At 33.8% G+C, this 16,207-nt stretch carries 16 protein-coding genes and 1 pseudogene; 9 read left to right on the top strand and 8 right to left on the bottom strand.

Translation table 11 applies throughout. The annotated features are described in order from the left end of the window. Positions 1-1,271 (top strand): ATP-dependent 6-phosphofructokinase (locus tag WBN21_RS13625; protein ID WP_424201183.1); only part of this gene is annotated, 1,271 nt, incomplete at its 5' end. 48 nt (positions 1,272-1,319) lie between these two features. On the opposite strand, the gene WBN21_RS13620 is transcribed toward WBN21_RS13625, so the two are convergent. The 8 genes from WBN21_RS13620 to WBN21_RS13585 all read right to left on the bottom strand — a co-directional run bounded on the left by WBN21_RS13620 (position 1,320) and on the right by WBN21_RS13585 (position 10,265). Beyond that, positions 1,320-1,676: a hypothetical protein gene (locus tag WBN21_RS13620; protein ID WP_424201181.1), complete on the bottom strand. Its 357-nt coding sequence runs from the start codon at positions 1,674-1,676 to the stop codon at positions 1,320-1,322. Positions 1,677-1,785: 109 nt separating this feature from the next. Beyond that, positions 1,786-3,321 carry a YifB family Mg chelatase-like AAA ATPase gene (locus WBN21_RS13615; protein ID WP_424201180.1) on the bottom strand — a complete coding sequence of 512 codons (1,536 nt, stop codon included), beginning with the start codon at positions 3,319-3,321 and terminating at the stop codon, positions 1,786-1,788. 148 nt (positions 3,322-3,469) lie between these two features. Next, positions 3,470-4,723 (bottom strand): alginate export family protein, encoded by a 1,254-nt coding sequence (locus tag WBN21_RS13610; protein WP_424201178.1) that lies wholly within the window; start codon positions 4,721-4,723, stop codon positions 3,470-3,472. A gap of 118 nt (positions 4,724-4,841) precedes the next feature. Continuing rightward, positions 4,842-5,672 (bottom strand): ABC transporter ATP-binding protein, encoded by an 831-nt coding sequence (locus WBN21_RS13605; RefSeq protein WP_424201176.1) that lies wholly within the window; start codon positions 5,670-5,672, stop codon positions 4,842-4,844. Between the two features lies 1 nt (position 5,673). Continuing rightward, positions 5,674-6,531: an ABC transporter ATP-binding protein gene (locus WBN21_RS13600; protein WP_424201174.1), complete on the bottom strand. Its 858-nt coding sequence runs from the start codon at positions 6,529-6,531 to the stop codon at positions 5,674-5,676. A 114-nt stretch (positions 6,532-6,645) separates the two neighbouring features. Beyond that, a complete protein-coding gene (locus tag WBN21_RS13595; RefSeq protein WP_424201171.1) occupies positions 6,646-7,752 on the bottom strand; it encodes an ABC transporter permease in 1,107 nt (368 codons plus the stop codon). Positions 7,753-7,871: 119 nt separating this feature from the next. After that, positions 7,872-9,266: a CmpA/NrtA family ABC transporter substrate-binding protein gene (locus WBN21_RS13590; protein WP_424201169.1), complete on the bottom strand. Its 1,395-nt coding sequence runs from the start codon at positions 9,264-9,266 to the stop codon at positions 7,872-7,874. 249 nt (positions 9,267-9,515) lie between these two features. Next, positions 9,516-10,265 (bottom strand): Crp/Fnr family transcriptional regulator, encoded by a 750-nt coding sequence (locus tag WBN21_RS13585; protein ID WP_424201167.1) that lies wholly within the window; start codon positions 10,263-10,265, stop codon positions 9,516-9,518. A gap of 215 nt (positions 10,266-10,480) precedes the next feature. Here WBN21_RS13585 and WBN21_RS13580 point away from each other — a divergent pair, with 215 nt between their 5' ends. The 8 genes and pseudogenes from WBN21_RS13580 to moaCB all read left to right on the top strand — a co-directional run. Further along, complete coding sequence (locus tag WBN21_RS13580) at positions 10,481-11,659, top strand: molybdopterin molybdotransferase MoeA (protein WP_424201165.1); 1,179 nt, start codon at positions 10,481-10,483, stop codon at positions 11,657-11,659. A gap of 9 nt (positions 11,660-11,668) precedes the next feature. Continuing rightward, positions 11,669-12,007 carry a winged helix-turn-helix domain-containing protein gene (locus WBN21_RS13575; protein ID WP_424201163.1) on the top strand — a complete coding sequence of 113 codons (339 nt, stop codon included), beginning with the start codon at positions 11,669-11,671 and terminating at the stop codon, positions 12,005-12,007. Beyond that, complete coding sequence (locus WBN21_RS13570; RefSeq protein WP_424201161.1) at positions 12,008-12,748, top strand: sulfite exporter TauE/SafE family protein; 741 nt, start codon at positions 12,008-12,010, stop codon at positions 12,746-12,748. Then, positions 12,749-13,333 carry a molybdenum cofactor guanylyltransferase gene (mobA, locus tag WBN21_RS13565; RefSeq protein WP_424201159.1) on the top strand — a complete coding sequence of 195 codons (585 nt, stop codon included), beginning with the start codon at positions 12,749-12,751 and terminating at the stop codon, positions 13,331-13,333. Further along, on the top strand, positions 13,317-13,550 hold the full coding sequence (locus WBN21_RS13560; RefSeq protein ID WP_424201157.1) for a MoaD/ThiS family protein: 234 nt from the start codon (positions 13,317-13,319) through the stop codon (positions 13,548-13,550). Before mobA ends, WBN21_RS13560 begins: the two co-directional genes overlap by 17 nt. Positions 13,551-13,556: 6 nt before the next feature. Continuing rightward, a complete protein-coding gene (moeB, locus tag WBN21_RS13555; protein ID WP_424201155.1) occupies positions 13,557-14,642 on the top strand; it encodes a molybdopterin-synthase adenylyltransferase MoeB in 1,086 nt (361 codons plus the stop codon). Next, positions 14,632-15,075, top strand: a complete 444-nt coding sequence (locus WBN21_RS13550) for a molybdenum cofactor biosynthesis protein MoaE (RefSeq protein WP_424201153.1) — start codon at positions 14,632-14,634, stop codon at positions 15,073-15,075. The genes moeB and WBN21_RS13550 overlap by 11 nt, the downstream gene beginning before the upstream one ends. Before the next feature lie 70 nt (positions 15,076-15,145). After that, positions 15,146-16,060, top strand: a pseudogene (gene moaCB / locus WBN21_RS13545) (bifunctional molybdenum cofactor biosynthesis protein MoaC/MoaB); the annotation flags it as partial. Positions 16,061-16,207 lie beyond the last annotated feature (147 nt).

Genomic DNA, 16,207 nt, shown 5'->3' with positions numbered 1-16,207 from the left:
AATCTCCAATAAATTTAAGTAAAATTATAGGCGATAACATTTTTAATTTTGTTGAAGATAGTGATCGGGTTATAGCCGATGTACAATTAAAAAATCTGGATGCTTCCATAAAAAATGACATGATTCCCGATTCTTATGAATGTTCTGGACCTCGTGAAAAAGTCTTTTTTGAAGGCAAAAATACAACAGCTGCTATTGTAACCTGTGGCGGACTTTGCCCTGGCATTAATAACGTGATTCGTAGTTTGGTTATGGCGTTGCATTATTATTATGGTGTAAAACGTGTTATCGGTATTCCATACGGTTATGAGGGATTAAACCCTGAAGTTGGTCACGATTTTATTGAACTCACAACAGAAACAGTAAAAAATATCCATGAATTTGGCGGTACCATTTTAGGCTCTTCAAGAGGCGGACAGGATGTATCTGTTATGGTAGACACACTCGTAAATAATAAAATCGATATGCTATTTACCATTGGTGGCGACGGCACTTTAAAAGGCGCAAACGCCATCGGAACTGAAATCATAAATAGAGGTTTAAAAATAGCTGTTGTTGGAATTCCAAAGACTATAGATAATGATATTGATATTATTGATAAATCCTTTGGGTTTGAAACATCATTCGATGTGGCTTGCCCAATTGTTAGGGATGCGCATAACGAAGCTGATGGTGCGTACAATGGCATGGCTATAGTTAAATTAATGGGACGAGATAGCGGTTTTATTGCGGCCTCAACAGCACTTTCAATGCCAGTCGTAAACTTTGTTCTTGTACCAGAAATGGATTTTGAATTGGAGGGCGAGAACGGATTTCTTGAAAATTTAAAAAAGAGATTGCAATTAAAAAAACATGCCGTAATTGTTGTAGCAGAAGGTGCTGGTCAACATCTATTTAAAAATAGCGATGAGAAAACAGATGCTTCAGGTAATGTTCAGCACCAAGATATTGGGGTACTACTTCAACAAAAAATTAAAGCCTATTTTGATGCTATAAACATGAGAACAACTATAAAATATATTGATCCTAGTTATATCATCCGAAGTGCTCCTGCAAATGCCAACGACAGTCTTTATTGTAATCACTTAGCTTATCATGCGGTTCATGGTGCTATGGCAGGAAAAACTAATTTTGTAGTCGCTAGCGTGAATAATAGATTTGTCTACTTGCCAATTACTGATGTTACTAAAAAACGTAAAAAAATTGATATGGAAGGTGGATTTTGGTTTGCTGCTTTACAAAGTACAGGGCAATCTTTTTCTATGAAATAGGAATAAAATCCTAGATAGAAATTGGGCTTGTGAATTTTTGTTTATAAATTATAAAGGGTGAAGTTTGTAAAATAAAGAATCTTTATTTTTTATAATGACCATTATATTGCTTCCACTATCCTTGAACAGATGATAGGGCGTCTCTACGGATTCTATGAATTGATAGTAATTTTTGTAAAAATGCTTACTTTTCTTGGGAAATACTCTTTTAGTTTTTTGAAAAATTGCTATGGTATCTTTTAAGATTATAATGTTTTTATATTTTCTCGCTCTAACCACTTCAATATCAATAAAATCATCAATTAAAAGTTCTTTTTTTTTATTGAAAAACACGTCATGTAATATCATTGAAACAAACAAAACTAATGGCAAAACATATAGTGTGTATTTCAAATAGTTATTCATAAATTCTTATTTTTTTCTACACTCTCCACTACCGTGAACATCTATTTCGTGTTGTCAAAAATTGGTTTTTCTAACTTATATCAATAAGATTCCTGCCTTCGCAGGAATTCTACCCCAACCAGCCTTCTCTATCCAAACTACGGTACTGAATAGCCTCACTAATATGCGAACCATTAACATCAGAAACACCTTCTAAGTCAGCGATAGTTCTAGAAACTTTCAGGATTCTGTCGTAAGCACGAGCCGATAAATTCAACCGTTCCATAGCAGTTTTTAAAAGCTGTTTTGAGCCTTCATCTAAAACACAATACTTTCTAATTTGCTTAACATGCATTTGGGCGTTATAATGCACTTTATCAGAATCTTCAAAACGTTTGGTTTGAATTTCCCTTGCTTTGGTTACACGTTTTCTTATTTCAACTGAAGTCTCCCCTTTTCTCTCATCGCTCAATTTTTCAAAAGGCACAGGTGTTACTTCAATATGAATATCAATTCTATCTAGTAACGGGCCAGAAACTTTGCTTAAATACCGTTGCATTTCCGCCGGACTTGAGGTTACAGGCGAATCTGGATCGTTAAAATAACCACTAGGACTCGGATTCATACTTGCCACCAACATAAACGATGATGGATAAGTTACCGTGAATTTTGCACGTGAAATAGTCACTTCTCTATCCTCCAAAGGTTGTCGCATCACTTCCAAAACCTCTCGCTTAAATTCTGGTAATTCATCTAAAAATAACACCCCATTATGCGACATTGAAATTTCTCCTGGTTGAGGATAACTTCCTCCGCCAACTAAGGCCACATTTGAAATGGTGTGATGTGGACTTCTAAACGGACGTTGCGACATCAATCCTGTGTCTTTTACACGACCAACAACCGAATGAATTTTAGTAGTTTCCAAAGCTTCGTGAAGCGTCATAGGTGGAAGAATACTAGGCAATCGTTTTGCTAACATGGTTTTTCCAGCACCTGGAGGTCCTATTAAAATAATATTATGGCCACCGGCTGCGGCAATTTCCATACAGCGTTTTATACCTTCTTGTCCTTTTACATCTGAAAAATCAAACTCAGGGAAATCTAGGTTTTTTTCGAATTCTTCTCTTGTATTTATGATGGTTTGTTCTAAGGGCTCACCTTTATCAAAATAATTGATGACTTGCTCAATATTTTCAATACCATAAACTTCCAAATCATCTACAATAGCTGCCTCTTTCGCATTTTGAATAGGGAGAATAAATCCTTTAAAACCTTCTTCCCTTGCTTTTACAGCAATGGGCAAAGCACCTTTTATGGGTTGCAAACTACCATCTAAAGACAATTCACCCATAATTAAGTATTTATCTAAATCGTCGGCTTTAATTTGGTCTGTTGAAGCTAGAATTCCTATTGCTAAAGTTAAATCGTAGGCGCTTCCCTCCTTTCGTAAATCGGCAGGCGACATGTTTATGATAATCTTTTTACCTGGGATTTTATAACCGTTATTTTGAAGAGCAGCTGCAATTCGAAAATTACTTTCTTTTATAGCATTATCTGGCAATCCAACTAAATGATAACCAACGCCTTTATCTACATTAACCTCAACAGTTATGGTTGAAGCTTCTACACCGAATACGGCACTAGCGAAAACTTTTTTAAGCATGTAATTTGTTTAATGCTTAAATGTAAGAAATGTATTTGGAATTTGAGAATCCAAATACCATCAATTGAATTTTGAATTGATATCTAAATAAAAAAAAGAATCCCGCTTTGGCGGGATTCAGTATAAATTGAAAAAATTAAGTACCCTGTTAATTTAAAAATTTAGGTTTAATCACTAACATCGCCCATGCCCAGTTTTGTGAATCTGCAGCAGCACTTTCAGCAACACCCTTAAGCTCATACATACCATCACTAGCAAACATTTGTGAGTATCCTAAAACTAAAGCATAGCCTTTGAAGTTCTTCTTATAAACTAAATCAATTTCTGTTCCTAATGATTTTTCTCCGCTTGGTAATTCTTGCTCGCCACTAAAGTTTAAAGCTTTTACCATCAGGCTAGATGTTTCGCTCAATTTAAAGTTTGCACTTACATGAATATCAACTAAACCAATAGAATTTGCATGATTTCCAACATAGAAATAATCCATAAACCCGTTGAACTTATGGTTTGTACCATATAATGGGAAAAATGCTTCGCTATCGGTTGTAGCAGTATCATTTCCGCTTATAATTTCTAAACCAGCGCCAAGAGTTACTTTGTCAGATGTTTTATAAGTAAAGTCTAAACCTAATAAATAAGCACCATCTACAGTATCACCCATTTGTAAAAATGCATTAGCTGCGGCACCAAATTTTCCTTTTGTATAATCTAAATGTGTACCAATAGTTTGAATACTGTTTACACCATCTGGATTACTATTTGTATCATATTTCTGGAAACCATTATTTAATACTAATAAGCTACCAGAAAAGTTCTCCCAAGCTTGTTTTAAGTATACATATTGCATGGTTTTATAGGTGAAAAACCCTGTTGTACTGTATACTGTTGAAGTCGATTGAAATCCTGTTGGATTTGAATAATCTTGACTAAACGCCAAACCTACATCGGCCATAAATTTTCCTTTTTTATACTTTAACAAAGCAGCATCATGGTTACGTCCTTGTTGTGCCCAATCAAGACCTCCAAAAATTCTTTGGTCGTCATAAGAAATAACTTGACGTCCTAATTTTGTAGAAAACCCTTCTCCTAAAGCTATCTCTGCCCAAGCTTGAAATACAGCAAAAGAGTTGTTTTGATCATAAGGCAAAAGTTGTCTGTTTTCTCCCCAAACCATAATATCTTGAAAGCTTAAGTAAAACTTATAAGCCTCGGTATTATATCCAGCATTTAATCGCATTCTGGTTGAAACACCAAAACCTGGATCTGCGGCTTCTGGAATAATACTTCCAAATCCGTTACGGTATTCTGTTCTTGGTCTAAATTCTCCATCAAGGGTAAATTGTGCTTGAGCAAATTGAACCATCAATGCCAGTAAGCCTATTAATACATATTGTTTTTTCATTTTTACTTGTTTTTAATTTTTAATTATTTGAGTTTTTGTTAAATTATAATTATAGTTATCCTGTAATTATGAAAAAATCATGATTCATAATTTGAAAATAACACCTTATTTTTTCTGTTTAATGTTCTAAAAAGTCAATTAAATGTTTTCTGTATTTGTAGTAATCGTTGTGTTCTAAAACTGATTTACGAGTTCTTGGTCTTTCAAAATCAATATTTAAAATATCACCAATTTTAGCTTTTGGCCCGCTAGTCATCATCACCACGCGATCTGCTAAAAAGATAGCCTCATCAACATCGTGTGTTATCATAACAGCTGTGATTTTTTCCTTATTCCAAATTTCGATAAGTATATCTTGAAGCTCCCCTCTTGTTAAAGAATCTAACATCCCAAAAGGCTCATCAAGCAACAATACTTTAGGTTTTATAGCAAACGCTCTTGCAATACCTACACGTTGTTGCATACCTTGAGATAATTCTGAAGCGCGTTTATGAAACGAATCTTCCATACCTACCTTTTGTAAATAATACTTAGCAATATCGTTACGTTGGGCTTTCGAAGCATCGGGAAACACTTGGTTTACTCCTAACATAACATTTTGTAAAGTGGTCATCCAAGGCATTAAACTAGGCGACTGAAAAATAACACCTCTATCTGGTCCAGGCCCTTTAATATATTTCCCTAAAACCGATATGTTTCCACCAGAAATAGGATTTAATCCAGCAATCATAGAAAGCATGGTTGTTTTACCACAACCAGAATGACCAATAATAGTGACAAATTCTTCTTTTCGTATCTGAAGATTTAAATCCTCTAAAACCACATAATCACCTTTTGGAGTTGGATATACTTTTTTCAAATTTTTCAAATCCAACATCACATCGTTAGAATTAAAAAGACCGTTTTCAGTACGACCACTTGCTGTGGTATTTTCTGTTATAATGCTCATATTACATTCCAAATTTAAACTGGTTCACAAAATCTTTCGGAGTTAAATCTGGAAGCTCAAATTCTTCTACAAATTCAGATTTTCTCTCATTTCCTATTTCCATTAAATACTCAATAATGGCATTTCTAGTTTCCTTAAAACTGGCATTATCATTCATTTCGGTTTTATCACGCGGGCGTTCTAAATCAATTTTAAACTCAGGTCCTAAAGTTGCATTTGGCCCCGGACGTAAGGGTATAATACGGTCTGCCATATAAATGCCCTCATCCACATCATTAGTAATCAACAAAGCAGTACGCTTATCTTTCCCCCAAATGTTTAAAATTTCATCTTGTAAATTCCCACGTGTTAAGGCGTCTAAAGCACCTAATGGCTCGTCCATAATAATCATCTCTGGTTTCATGGCTAAAGCTCTTGCAACCGCAACACGCTGGCGCATTCCTCCAGATAATTCTTTAGGTCGTTTATTTATTGCTGGTGTTAAACTTACCATCTCCACATAATTGGCTACAATCTCGTTTAACTCTTGCTTTTTCTTTTTTGGAAAAGCTTCTTTAACCGCCATAAACACATTCTGACCTACAGTTAACCATGGTAGTAAAGAATAGTTTTGAAAAATAACGCCACGTTCATGACTTGTTCCTTGAACAGGCTCACCTTTAAACAAAACCTCTCCTTTAGTAGGTTCAATCAGGCCATTTATTAAATTTACCAAAGTCGTTTTTCCACTACCAGTAAACCCAACAATAGCTACAAACTCACCTTCTTCAATTGTTAAATTAATGTTCGAAAGCACTTCGGTTTCGTTCTCACCCTGTCCGTAAGTTTTATAAATATTTTTTAATTCTAAGTATGCCATTTTTTTATCTTTTTTGGGCGTTACCACAAGGGTCGGGCTTTCACTACTCGCTCCCTCATGCTTCGGGGAGCTCAAACATGCCGTTCAATCCCTAACGCAAATCCTTAATTCCATTTATATTGCGTCTGTTTTATCAAAACTCACCCAGTTTTGTATGGTTAGCATCAATCGGTCTAATAAGAAACCTATAATACCAATAACAAACATGGCTACTATAATTTTAGCATTCGAGTCGTTAGCACCATTTTGGAATTCCTCCCAAACAAATAATCCTAAACCAGGGCTTTGGGCCAATAACTCAATAGCAATTAATACCATCCACGCTACTGATAATGTAATTTTTAAACCCGTAAAAATCAATGGTAAAGACGATGGTAAAACCACTTTAAAAATCTTTTGAAAATTTCCAAGCTTCAAAACTTTGGCAACATTTATGTAATCTTTATCTACACTTGCTACGCCCATTGCTGTATTAACCAAAGTAGCCCACATAGAACATAAGCCAACACTTATAAACGAAATGGTAAATGAGCTATCCTCATTCGAACCTATCAATAATGTCTTTACAATCATAAAAACTAATAAGTACCAAACTACTGGCGATACAGGTTTAAAAATTTGAATGAACCAGTTAAACGCACTTTTTAAAGTAGGACTTAATCCAATAAAAATTCCTAATGGTACAGCAATAAATAATGCTAATATAAATCCAGCAAATACGGTTTTTAAACTTCTAAAAATTTGATCTACGAACGATGGTCTTCCTGTATAGGTGATAGCATCTAATCCTTGGGCAGTACGTGTTTCGTTTAAAGCTGCTGTTTTTTCTATAAATTCAGCTTTATCTGCAGCAATTATATTATGATCGCGTAATAAAGATTTATACGAATCCCAAACCTGACTAGGCGATGGCAACGTGTTTGGTTGACAACTGGATTCTCCCGAGGCTATACATGTACGTACAGCATCAGCAGCTTCTTGTCCTTGGTCTGTTAGTGCTTTTTCTATTTTATGGTCGGCTTCAATGTTATACAAAGCCTTTGCTCCCATATGCCACAAGCCAATAAATATCAGAATAGAAGCAATTGGCACAACTGTTTTACGTAAAAAGGTTTTAAATCCTTCTTTATCTAGCTTCCCTGTAAATAGGTCTTTTAAAGTGCTTAAAAAACCGAGTCCCATAAATTTGGTTACTTTTCCTAATGTTATACTTTGCTTCATGAGTTACTTAATATTTTGTTTTTTTTCTATTTATCAGACCAAACTTGTTCCATTCTTACTTTTTCACAAGCTTTTAAAACAAGTTCAGAATGATAAAAACTTAAATTTGATTCTGTATATTACTGTACAGCTTTATCTTTATTACCAATTTTAAAACTATTGATGTAAGCAATTGGATCTTTACCATCATAAGGTGTTCCGTCTATAAAGTCTGCTGTTACAGATTTAAAACCATCTGTAGTTGGAATATCGCCTGCTGGAATGTTTCCTTCTTCAACTAAAAGTTTAGCAGCTTTTGTCCAGATATCTGGTCTGTAAATATCTTTAATTGTACTTGCATACCAATCTGCTGGTTTAGCTTCAGGAATTTGTCCCCATCTTCTCATTTGTGTTAAAAACCAAATACCATCAGAATAAAACGGATATGTTGCATTGTACTTATAGAAAACATTAAAATCTGGCATCTCACGTTTATCACCTTTTTCAAACTCAAAAGTACCTGTCATAGAGTTTGCCAATACTTCTTCTGGAGCACCAACATATTGGGACATGGATAATATTTTTACAGCTTCTGCTCTATTACTTGGTTCATCTAACCATTTTCCTGCTCTAATTAATGCTTTAGTTACAGCAATAGCAGTATTTGGATTGTCTTCAACAAATTTCTCCGTCATTACAAATACTTTTTCTGGGTTGTTTTTCCAGATGTCATAATTTGTTACTACAGGTACACCTATACCTTTAAAAACTGCTTGTTGGTTCCATGGCTCACCTACACAGTATCCATATATAGTTCCAGCTTCAAGCGTTGCAGGCATTTGTGGCGGAGGTGTTACTGATAATAAAACTTCAGCATCAATTTGCCCTTGTACATTATCTGCAGTATACATTCCTGGGTGGATTCCAGCTGCAGCTAGCCAATATCTAATTTCGTAGTTGTGTGTAGAAACAGGAAATACCATTCCCATTTTAAAGGCATTACCATTTGTTTTGTACTCATCTATTACTGGTTTTAAAGCATCGGCCTTAATAGGGTGAACTGGTTTTCCATCAGGACCTGTTGGTACATTTGGTTTCATTTTAGACCAAACATCGTTTGATACTGTAATGCCGTTACCATTTAAATCCATTGAAAACGCTGTTACTAATTTTGCTTGACGACCAAAACCTGCTCCTGCAGCAATTGGTTGACCCGCTAACATGTGAGAACCATCTAATTGACCATCAATAACACGATCTAAAACATTTTTCCAGTTTGATTGTGCTTCTACCGATACAAATAACCCTTCATCTTCAAAAAATCCTTTTTCTTTAGCAATGGCTAATGGAGCCATATCCGTTAATTTTATAAAACCAAAGGTTAATTGTGGTTTTTCTATAGCTAATGTTTTGGTTTTCGAAGTTTCAGTAGCAGAGTTATCTGCTATAGGGTTTTTCTTTTCTTTTCCACCACATGCTATTAATAAAGCAGCTATGGGAATAATCCAAGTTGTTTTTTTAAGTAGAGATTTCATATTATATATTTTTGTTTTAATTAATCTAAGTATTAATACTTATTTTAATGCAAATATATAAGTAGACATAATTCAATTTTATGTTAATCTGCATAAAAAAACCTCTTTTTAAATCATAAATAAACCTGCTTAATAACAGGTTTTAATCCTAAGTCACTAATTGTATGGTCATTACATATTAAAATATTAATACGTAAGCATACGTATTAATGAAAAATAATAAAAAATATGGAGGATTTTAATGGAATATTATAAATCTAAATAAAAATTATGCTCACTAATTTCATTTTTAAGATCCGTAATATTAGAAATACTAATCTTTTTTCCTTTGGTAGAAATAAGACCTTCTTTTTTTAGAGTAGAAAAAACACGAATAACTTGCTCTTCTGTTGTACCAGCATAATCGGCATATTCTTTTCTACTTAAAGGCAAATTTATATATCCGCGAAGGTCTCCAAATTTTCTATGAATGTATAATATAGTATCAATAACACGCTCGCGAACCGTCATTTGAGAAATTGATTTAACCTTGTTTTCACTTCTGTTAAGTTCATTAGCATAAAACAACATCATTTCGTATGCGAACTTTGGGTTTTTAAGCAATGCTTCTTGTAAATATTCTTTAGAAAAATAATACAACTCTGTGTCTTGCAATGCTATAGCACCTATTGAATAATATTCCTGAGTACCAAAACCACGATGCCCAACTATTTCACAAGGTTTAGCAAAACGCACAATTTGTTCGCGACCATTAATACCTGTTCTAAATACTTTTACCGTACCTGATTTTATAAAATAAAGCCCATTTACCGGAGCAACTTCAATAATAAATTGTTGCCCTTTTTGACATTTAAGCACAGGATTATTACGCACTACTTTCGAATTAAACAGGACATCGTAAAAATTATGAATCAAGCAATTATGACTTTTACAAACACCACAAGTACCATCTAAAGATGTTTTAATTTCGAATGGATTGTTTGAACTAGAAACTAACATTATTTTTAATATTTATTCAAAAATAAGTATTAATACTTAATAAACATACTTAGTTTATATTTTTATGGGTATTTCAATAAAACAGTACAAGTTATTAAGTAATCTAAATTATGGCACTATTTTTTTAATTGATTTGTATTAATTAAAGAACATACTTTATGTGCCTTCAAATTAAATAGATTCGTTATATTTGCTAAGACATAACGAAAGTAATTATGATTTCAATATCCGATGCCATTTATCTAGTTAAAGAAAACGGTAAGCCATTACTAAAAAAAACTATTAAAAAGGTTGAAAAAGCTGGTGGTTATATACTTTTTGAGAACATCTACTCACCTATTAACATGCCTCCTTTTAGGCAATCTGCAATGGATGGCTATGCTTTAAATATGCATGACGCCTTATCATATAAATTAATAGGAGAAGTAAAAGCTGGGGACGGCCATCAACTTGATTTAAAAAAAGGTGAAGCGGTTAGAATTTTTACTGGCGCTGCTGTTCCTGATTCTGCGAATGCTGTGATGATGCAGGAAAGGGTGATACCAAACGGAAATCAAATTACAATAGAACACCAAATTGCCTTAGAACAGAATATTCGCCCTTTGGGAGAACAGGTTAAAACTGGAGATATCGCTTTAAAAAAGGGAACCAAACTAACGCCTGCAGCCATTGGGTATTTAATTTCTTTAGGCATAACAAATGTTTCTGTATTTGGAAAACCAAATATAGCCTTAGTAACTACGGGCAATGAGTTGATTGAAGCCGGACAAAAATTAACCCATGGAAAAATTTATGAAAGTAATTCCAAAATGCTTTTGAGCGCGCTTTACAATTTAAAATATTACGATGTGACGCTTCACAAAGTTCAAGATGATTATGCTAAAACAGTTTCAACTCTAAAAACAGTTATCGATAATAATGATTTAGTCATTATTACAGGAGGAATTTCGGTGGGTGATTATGATTTTGTTGGAAAAGCATTAAATGAATTAGACGTTGAAGAACAATTTTATAAAGTAAAACAGAAACCTGGAAAGCCCTTATTCTATGGAAAAAAGAAGGACACACAAATTTTTGCTTTACCCGGAAACCCTGCTGCTGCTCTATCTTGCTTTTATGTTTACGTTTATATCACATTGCAGAAAATGATGAATCGAAATGACTTGGAATTGCCAAGAGTCGAGGCTAAATCAAGTTCAAATTTTGAAAAGAAAGGTGATAGGCCTCAGTTTTTAAAAGCTATTTTAAAGGATGGTGAAGTTGAAATTCTGGAAGGGCAAAACTCATCGATGTTACAAACCTTTGCTTTATCAAACGCGTTGGTTTATGCGCCAGAAACTATTACTATAATTAAAAAAGGAGATACTATTGAAGTTATACAATTACCTGTTTAACACATTATTATGGGATATAAAATAAAAAGTAGAATCTGGATTGAATCTGAAAACAACGTCCTTCTAGGCGAAGGTCGTGTTCGTTTATTAAAAGCTATTCAAGATACTGGATCGTTATCAAAAGCAGCGAAATCTTTAAATATATCCTATAAAAAAGCATGGCAATTATTGGACTCTGTAAACAAATCTGCTAAAAAACCAGTAACCATAAACAGCATTGGTGGTAAAGGTGGCGGTGGTGCTGAACTTACAGAATATGGGAAATCTTTAATCAAAGCTTTCGATGAAATTAATAAAAACTGTTGGGAGTTTCTTGATAAACAACTTGAAAAATTTGAACGAATCTAAATGCTTAAAACCGAAAATATATATCTTTTTCTAGCTATTCTTCCTATAGTATCCTTTCTATACTCTAGCGTAGGACATGGCGGTGCTAGTGGCTATTTGGCATTAATGGCCTTATTTTCTTTTGCTCCCGAAAGTATGAAACCTACTGCCCTATTACTTAATATCTTTGTTGCAGGAATTTCATTTTACTACTATTATAAGGCAGGTTTTTTTAATAAAAAACTGTTTCTAACGTTTGCAATAACCTCAATTCCCTTCTCTTTATTAGGTGGAAGGTTTGATATTGATGCATCACTTTACAAAAAAATATTAGCGGTCTTATTAGTGTTTGCAATTCTAAAAATGCTAAATGTCTTTGGAAAAGAAAGCGATCATATTAAACAAGTCAAAATTTGGCAAGGTTTAATTATTGGCGGAGTTATTGGATTCTTTTCGGGTCTAATTGGAATTGGTGGTGGTATTATTTTAACACGTTTAATTCTATTATTGCATTGGGGGAAAATGAAAGAAGCTGCTGCAGTTTCTGCCCTGTTTATTTGGGTTAATTCTGCTTCAGCATTAATTGGCCAATTTAGTGTTGGAGTTAGGTTAGAAAAAGAATCATTCCTACTAGTTGCAATTGCATTAATAGGTGGAGTTTTAGGTGGTTATTACGGCAGTAAAGTCATCAATAACAACCGTTTAAGATATATTTTAGCTTTTGTATTAATTATTGCCTGTGGCAAATTGTTTTTCACATAAATGGTAGATAAAAAAAACATAACAGGAATTATTTTAGCAGGCGGAAAAAGCTCGCGCATGGGAACTGATAAAGGTTTTTTACTGTTGAAAAACAAAACATTTGTACAATATAGTATGGATGCTTTACAACCTTTAGTTTCTGAAATCATTATCGTTTCCGATAATACTGATTATGATGTTTTTGGATTTAAACGTATAAATGACATCACTAAAAATGCGGGTCCTGTAGCAGGAATTTGTTCTGGGTTAAACGCCTCCTTAACAGATTACAACTTAATATTGAGTTGTGATATTCCGTTGATTACTTCTGATGTACTTCAGTTATTAATTGATAATATTGATGATACTTCACAGATAATTCAAGTTGAAAGTAAAGGTAAAAGTATGCCCTTAATAGCCATGTATAAAAAAGAAGTTGCCACTACATTTAATACCTTTTTGAAAAAAGATGAAAGACGATTACGGATTGCTATTAAAAGTTGCAAATCGAAAAATATCAAATTAGATAAAGCACTTGAGTTTTCAACTATGAATGTGAATACTCAAACCGAATTAAAAGCCGTAGAAGATGCGCATAAACATTAAATATTTTGGGCAAATAGCTGAAGTTACAAAGACTGAAGAAGAATCTTTAGAGTTTTCTGGTAGTCTAGTTTCAGAATTAATAGACACACTTAACAAGAAATATAGTAAACTGAAAAATAAAGATTTTCAAGTGGCACAAAATCAAGAATTAGTTTCAATGGAAACGGAATTAACTGGAGCTGAAATAGCCTTATTGCCACCTTTTGCAGGCGGATAATTTATTATGAGCAGGTACAACAGACATATCATTTTATCAGAAATTGGTCAAGAAGGCCAAGACAAGATTTCTAACGCTAAAGTATTGGTTATTGGCGCTGGCGGTTTAGGCTGTCCTGTTTTGCAATACCTTACTGCTGCTGGCATTGGAACTATTGGTGTTATTGATTTTGATGTGGTCGAATTATCCAACTTACAGCGTCAAGTGCTTTATGGAAGTGCTTCTTTAGGACAAAATAAAGCTGACGCAGCTAAAGCCAAATTAGAGGATTTAAACGATGCCATTTCAATAATAGCTTACCCAGAACAATTAACGCATCAAAATGCTATTAACCTATTTAATCAATATGATATTATAGTTGATGGTTCTGATAATTTTGAAACACGTTATTTAGTTAACGATGCCAGTATAATCACAAACAAACCTTTAGTTTTTGGAGCCATTTATAAGTTCGAAGGTCAGGTTTCGGTTTTCAATTTTAACAACGGACCGAGCTATCGCTGTTTGTTTCCATCACCTCCAAAAAAAGATACTATTCCTAATTGTTCGGAAATTGGTGTTTTAGGAGTTTTACCAGGAATTATAGGAAGCATGCAAGCCAACGAAGTTTTAAAAATCGTTTTAGGAATTGGTCATGTGCTATCAGGAAAATTACTCTGCTACAATGCATTAACCACTCAGACTTCAACTTTAAAAATAAAGCGCAATGAAGCTAGTTTTCTATCTGTTTTAGAAGAAAAGGATCATTTTGAAAATAAAGTGATCAATATTAATTGTGAAGTTCATGTAATTGAAGTTTCAATAAATGATATTATTTCAAAAGAAAATATTCAGTTTATTGATGTTAGAGAATCACATGAATTACCAAAAGTTGAAAATATAAACGCAACAAACATTCCGTTAAATCACCTAAAAGATAATTTACACAAAATTGATTCAGATAAAAAGAAAGTCCTTTTTTGTCAATCAGGGATTAGAAGTAAAAAAGCGGTTTTAATATTGCAAAATGCAAAAATTAAAAACTGTTTTAGTTTGAAAGAAGGCGCATTAGAATTAAATAATTTCACAAAAGTATTATCAAATGAAAGATAAAAAACCAAAAAGCGTATTTAAAGAAGGGGCCATAACATCAGAATTTATAGGCAACTCCATTTATAAACATCAAACAAAAACCAGTATTGGAGCGCATAACATTTTTCTAGGACAAGTAAGGGCTGATAAGATAGATGGAAAAATAGTTTCAGCTATTGAATATACCGCTTATGAAGACATGGCAAATCAAAAATTTCATGAGATTCGAGAATCTGCTTTCGATAAATTCGATTTAACATGTATGCATATTTACCACAGTCTAGGAACTGTAAAAGCTGGAGAAATTTGCTTATTTGTTTTCGTGTCCTCACCAAGACGAAAAGTGGTTTTTAAAGCTTTAGAATTTATTGTTGAAGCGATTAAGGCCGATGTACCCGTATTTGGTAAAGAAATTTTTGAAGATGAATCACATCAATGGAAAGTTAATTCTTAAATGGAATTTTGTTTAGCAATTTTTCGTTAAGTCGAAAACAACTAAACTACAAACAACTAAACACCAAACACGAATGGTCGATATAACACATAAAGTAACAACACTAAGAACCGCAGTAGCACAAGCTATTGTAAAAGTTAGCAAATCAGAAACCATTATTGCCATTGAGAACGATACTGTTCCAAAAGGTAATGTGTTTGCCATGAGCAAAGCTGCCGGCTTACTCGGTGTAAAACGCACGCCAGATATTTTACCAGACTGCCACCCCTTGCCTATTGAGTTTACTAGCGTGGAATACAAAATTGATGGACTTGAAATAACCGTTTTGTTTACCGTAAAAACAATTTACAAAACTGGTGTTGAAGTTGAAGCCATGCATGGCGCAAGCGTTGTCGCCTTGAATATGTACGATATGCTAAAACCGATTGATAAAGGCATAGAAATTCATGCCATAAAGTTGCTCGAGAAAAAAGGTGGAAAATCAGATTTTAGAGATAAATTTAGGAAGGATTTAAAAGCTGCTGTTGTGGTTTGTTCTGATACTATTTCGGCAGGACAAAAAGAAGATAAGGCAGGAAAAGCTATTATTAGTAAACTAGAAAGTTGTGACGTGAAAATTTCGGAATATGTAATTATTCCTGATGAAATTGAAGCGATTCAAAAAAAAGTAAAATCATATCAAGAACAAGGAATAGATATGGTTATTTATACTGGAGGAACAGGACTTTCAGGACGCGATGTAACTCCTGAAGCACTTATTCCATTATTAGATAGACGCATTCCAGGAATTGAAGAAGCTATTAGAAGTTACGGACAAGAACGCACGCCTTTCTCCATGCTTTCAAGGAGTGTAGCAGGGACCATTGGAGATACTTTGGTGCTGGCGTTACCAGGTTCTACAAATGGCGCCAAAGAATCTATGGAGGCGATATTCCCATCAGTATTACATGTTTTTAGAATTTTAAAAGGTGCTAGGCACGATTAAAAATGTTTAAGGGTGAGTCTTTAAGTCGTTTAGCCGATTACACAGTTCCACAATTAAACATTTAAACATAACGAAGAAATGAGCGAAAACAAAAACATACTTCAAGATTCACATGGCAGAGACCATGCCTATTTGCGTATTTCATTA

Origin of the sequence: Algibacter sp. (genome assembly GCF_049667265.1) — a bacterium.
Classification (GTDB): Bacteria; Bacteroidota; Bacteroidia; order Flavobacteriales; family Flavobacteriaceae; genus Algibacter_B.
Note: the sequence above shows the minus strand (reverse complement) of the source record. Positions and strands in the feature narration are given on the sequence as shown.

What these genes read in the sequence shown, in the direction of transcription:
- WBN21_RS13620 (WP_424201181.1), bottom strand. Translation starts at nt 1,676, where the DNA reads ATGAATAACTATTTGAAATACACACTATATGTTTTGCCATTAGTTTTG.
- WBN21_RS13615 (WP_424201180.1), bottom strand. Translation starts at nt 3,321, where the DNA reads ATGCTTAAAAAAGTTTTCGCTAGTGCCGTATTCGGTGTAGAAGCTTCA.
- WBN21_RS13610 (WP_424201178.1), bottom strand. Translation starts at nt 4,723, where the DNA reads ATGAAAAAACAATATGTATTAATAGGCTTACTGGCATTGATGGTTCAA.
- WBN21_RS13605 (WP_424201176.1), bottom strand. Translation starts at nt 5,672, where the DNA reads ATGAGCATTATAACAGAAAATACCACAGCAAGTGGTCGTACTGAAAAC.
- WBN21_RS13600 (WP_424201174.1), bottom strand. Translation starts at nt 6,531, where the DNA reads ATGGCATACTTAGAATTAAAAAATATTTATAAAACTTACGGACAGGGT.
- WBN21_RS13595 (WP_424201171.1), bottom strand. Translation starts at nt 7,752, where the DNA reads ATGAAGCAAAGTATAACATTAGGAAAAGTAACCAAATTTATGGGACTC.
- WBN21_RS13590 (WP_424201169.1), bottom strand. Translation starts at nt 9,266, where the DNA reads ATGAAATCTCTACTTAAAAAAACAACTTGGATTATTCCCATAGCTGCT.
- WBN21_RS13585 (WP_424201167.1), bottom strand. Translation starts at nt 10,265, where the DNA reads ATGTTAGTTTCTAGTTCAAACAATCCATTCGAAATTAAAACATCTTTA.
- WBN21_RS13580 (WP_424201165.1), top strand. Translation starts at nt 10,481, where the DNA reads ATGATTTCAATATCCGATGCCATTTATCTAGTTAAAGAAAACGGTAAG.
- WBN21_RS13575 (WP_424201163.1), top strand. Translation starts at nt 11,669, where the DNA reads ATGGGATATAAAATAAAAAGTAGAATCTGGATTGAATCTGAAAACAAC.
- WBN21_RS13570 (WP_424201161.1), top strand. Translation starts at nt 12,008, where the DNA reads ATGCTTAAAACCGAAAATATATATCTTTTTCTAGCTATTCTTCCTATA.
- mobA (WP_424201159.1), top strand. Translation starts at nt 12,749, where the DNA reads ATGGTAGATAAAAAAAACATAACAGGAATTATTTTAGCAGGCGGAAAA.
- WBN21_RS13560 (WP_424201157.1), top strand. Translation starts at nt 13,317, where the DNA reads ATGCGCATAAACATTAAATATTTTGGGCAAATAGCTGAAGTTACAAAG.
- moeB (WP_424201155.1), top strand. Translation starts at nt 13,557, where the DNA reads ATGAGCAGGTACAACAGACATATCATTTTATCAGAAATTGGTCAAGAA.
- WBN21_RS13550 (WP_424201153.1), top strand. Translation starts at nt 14,632, where the DNA reads ATGAAAGATAAAAAACCAAAAAGCGTATTTAAAGAAGGGGCCATAACA.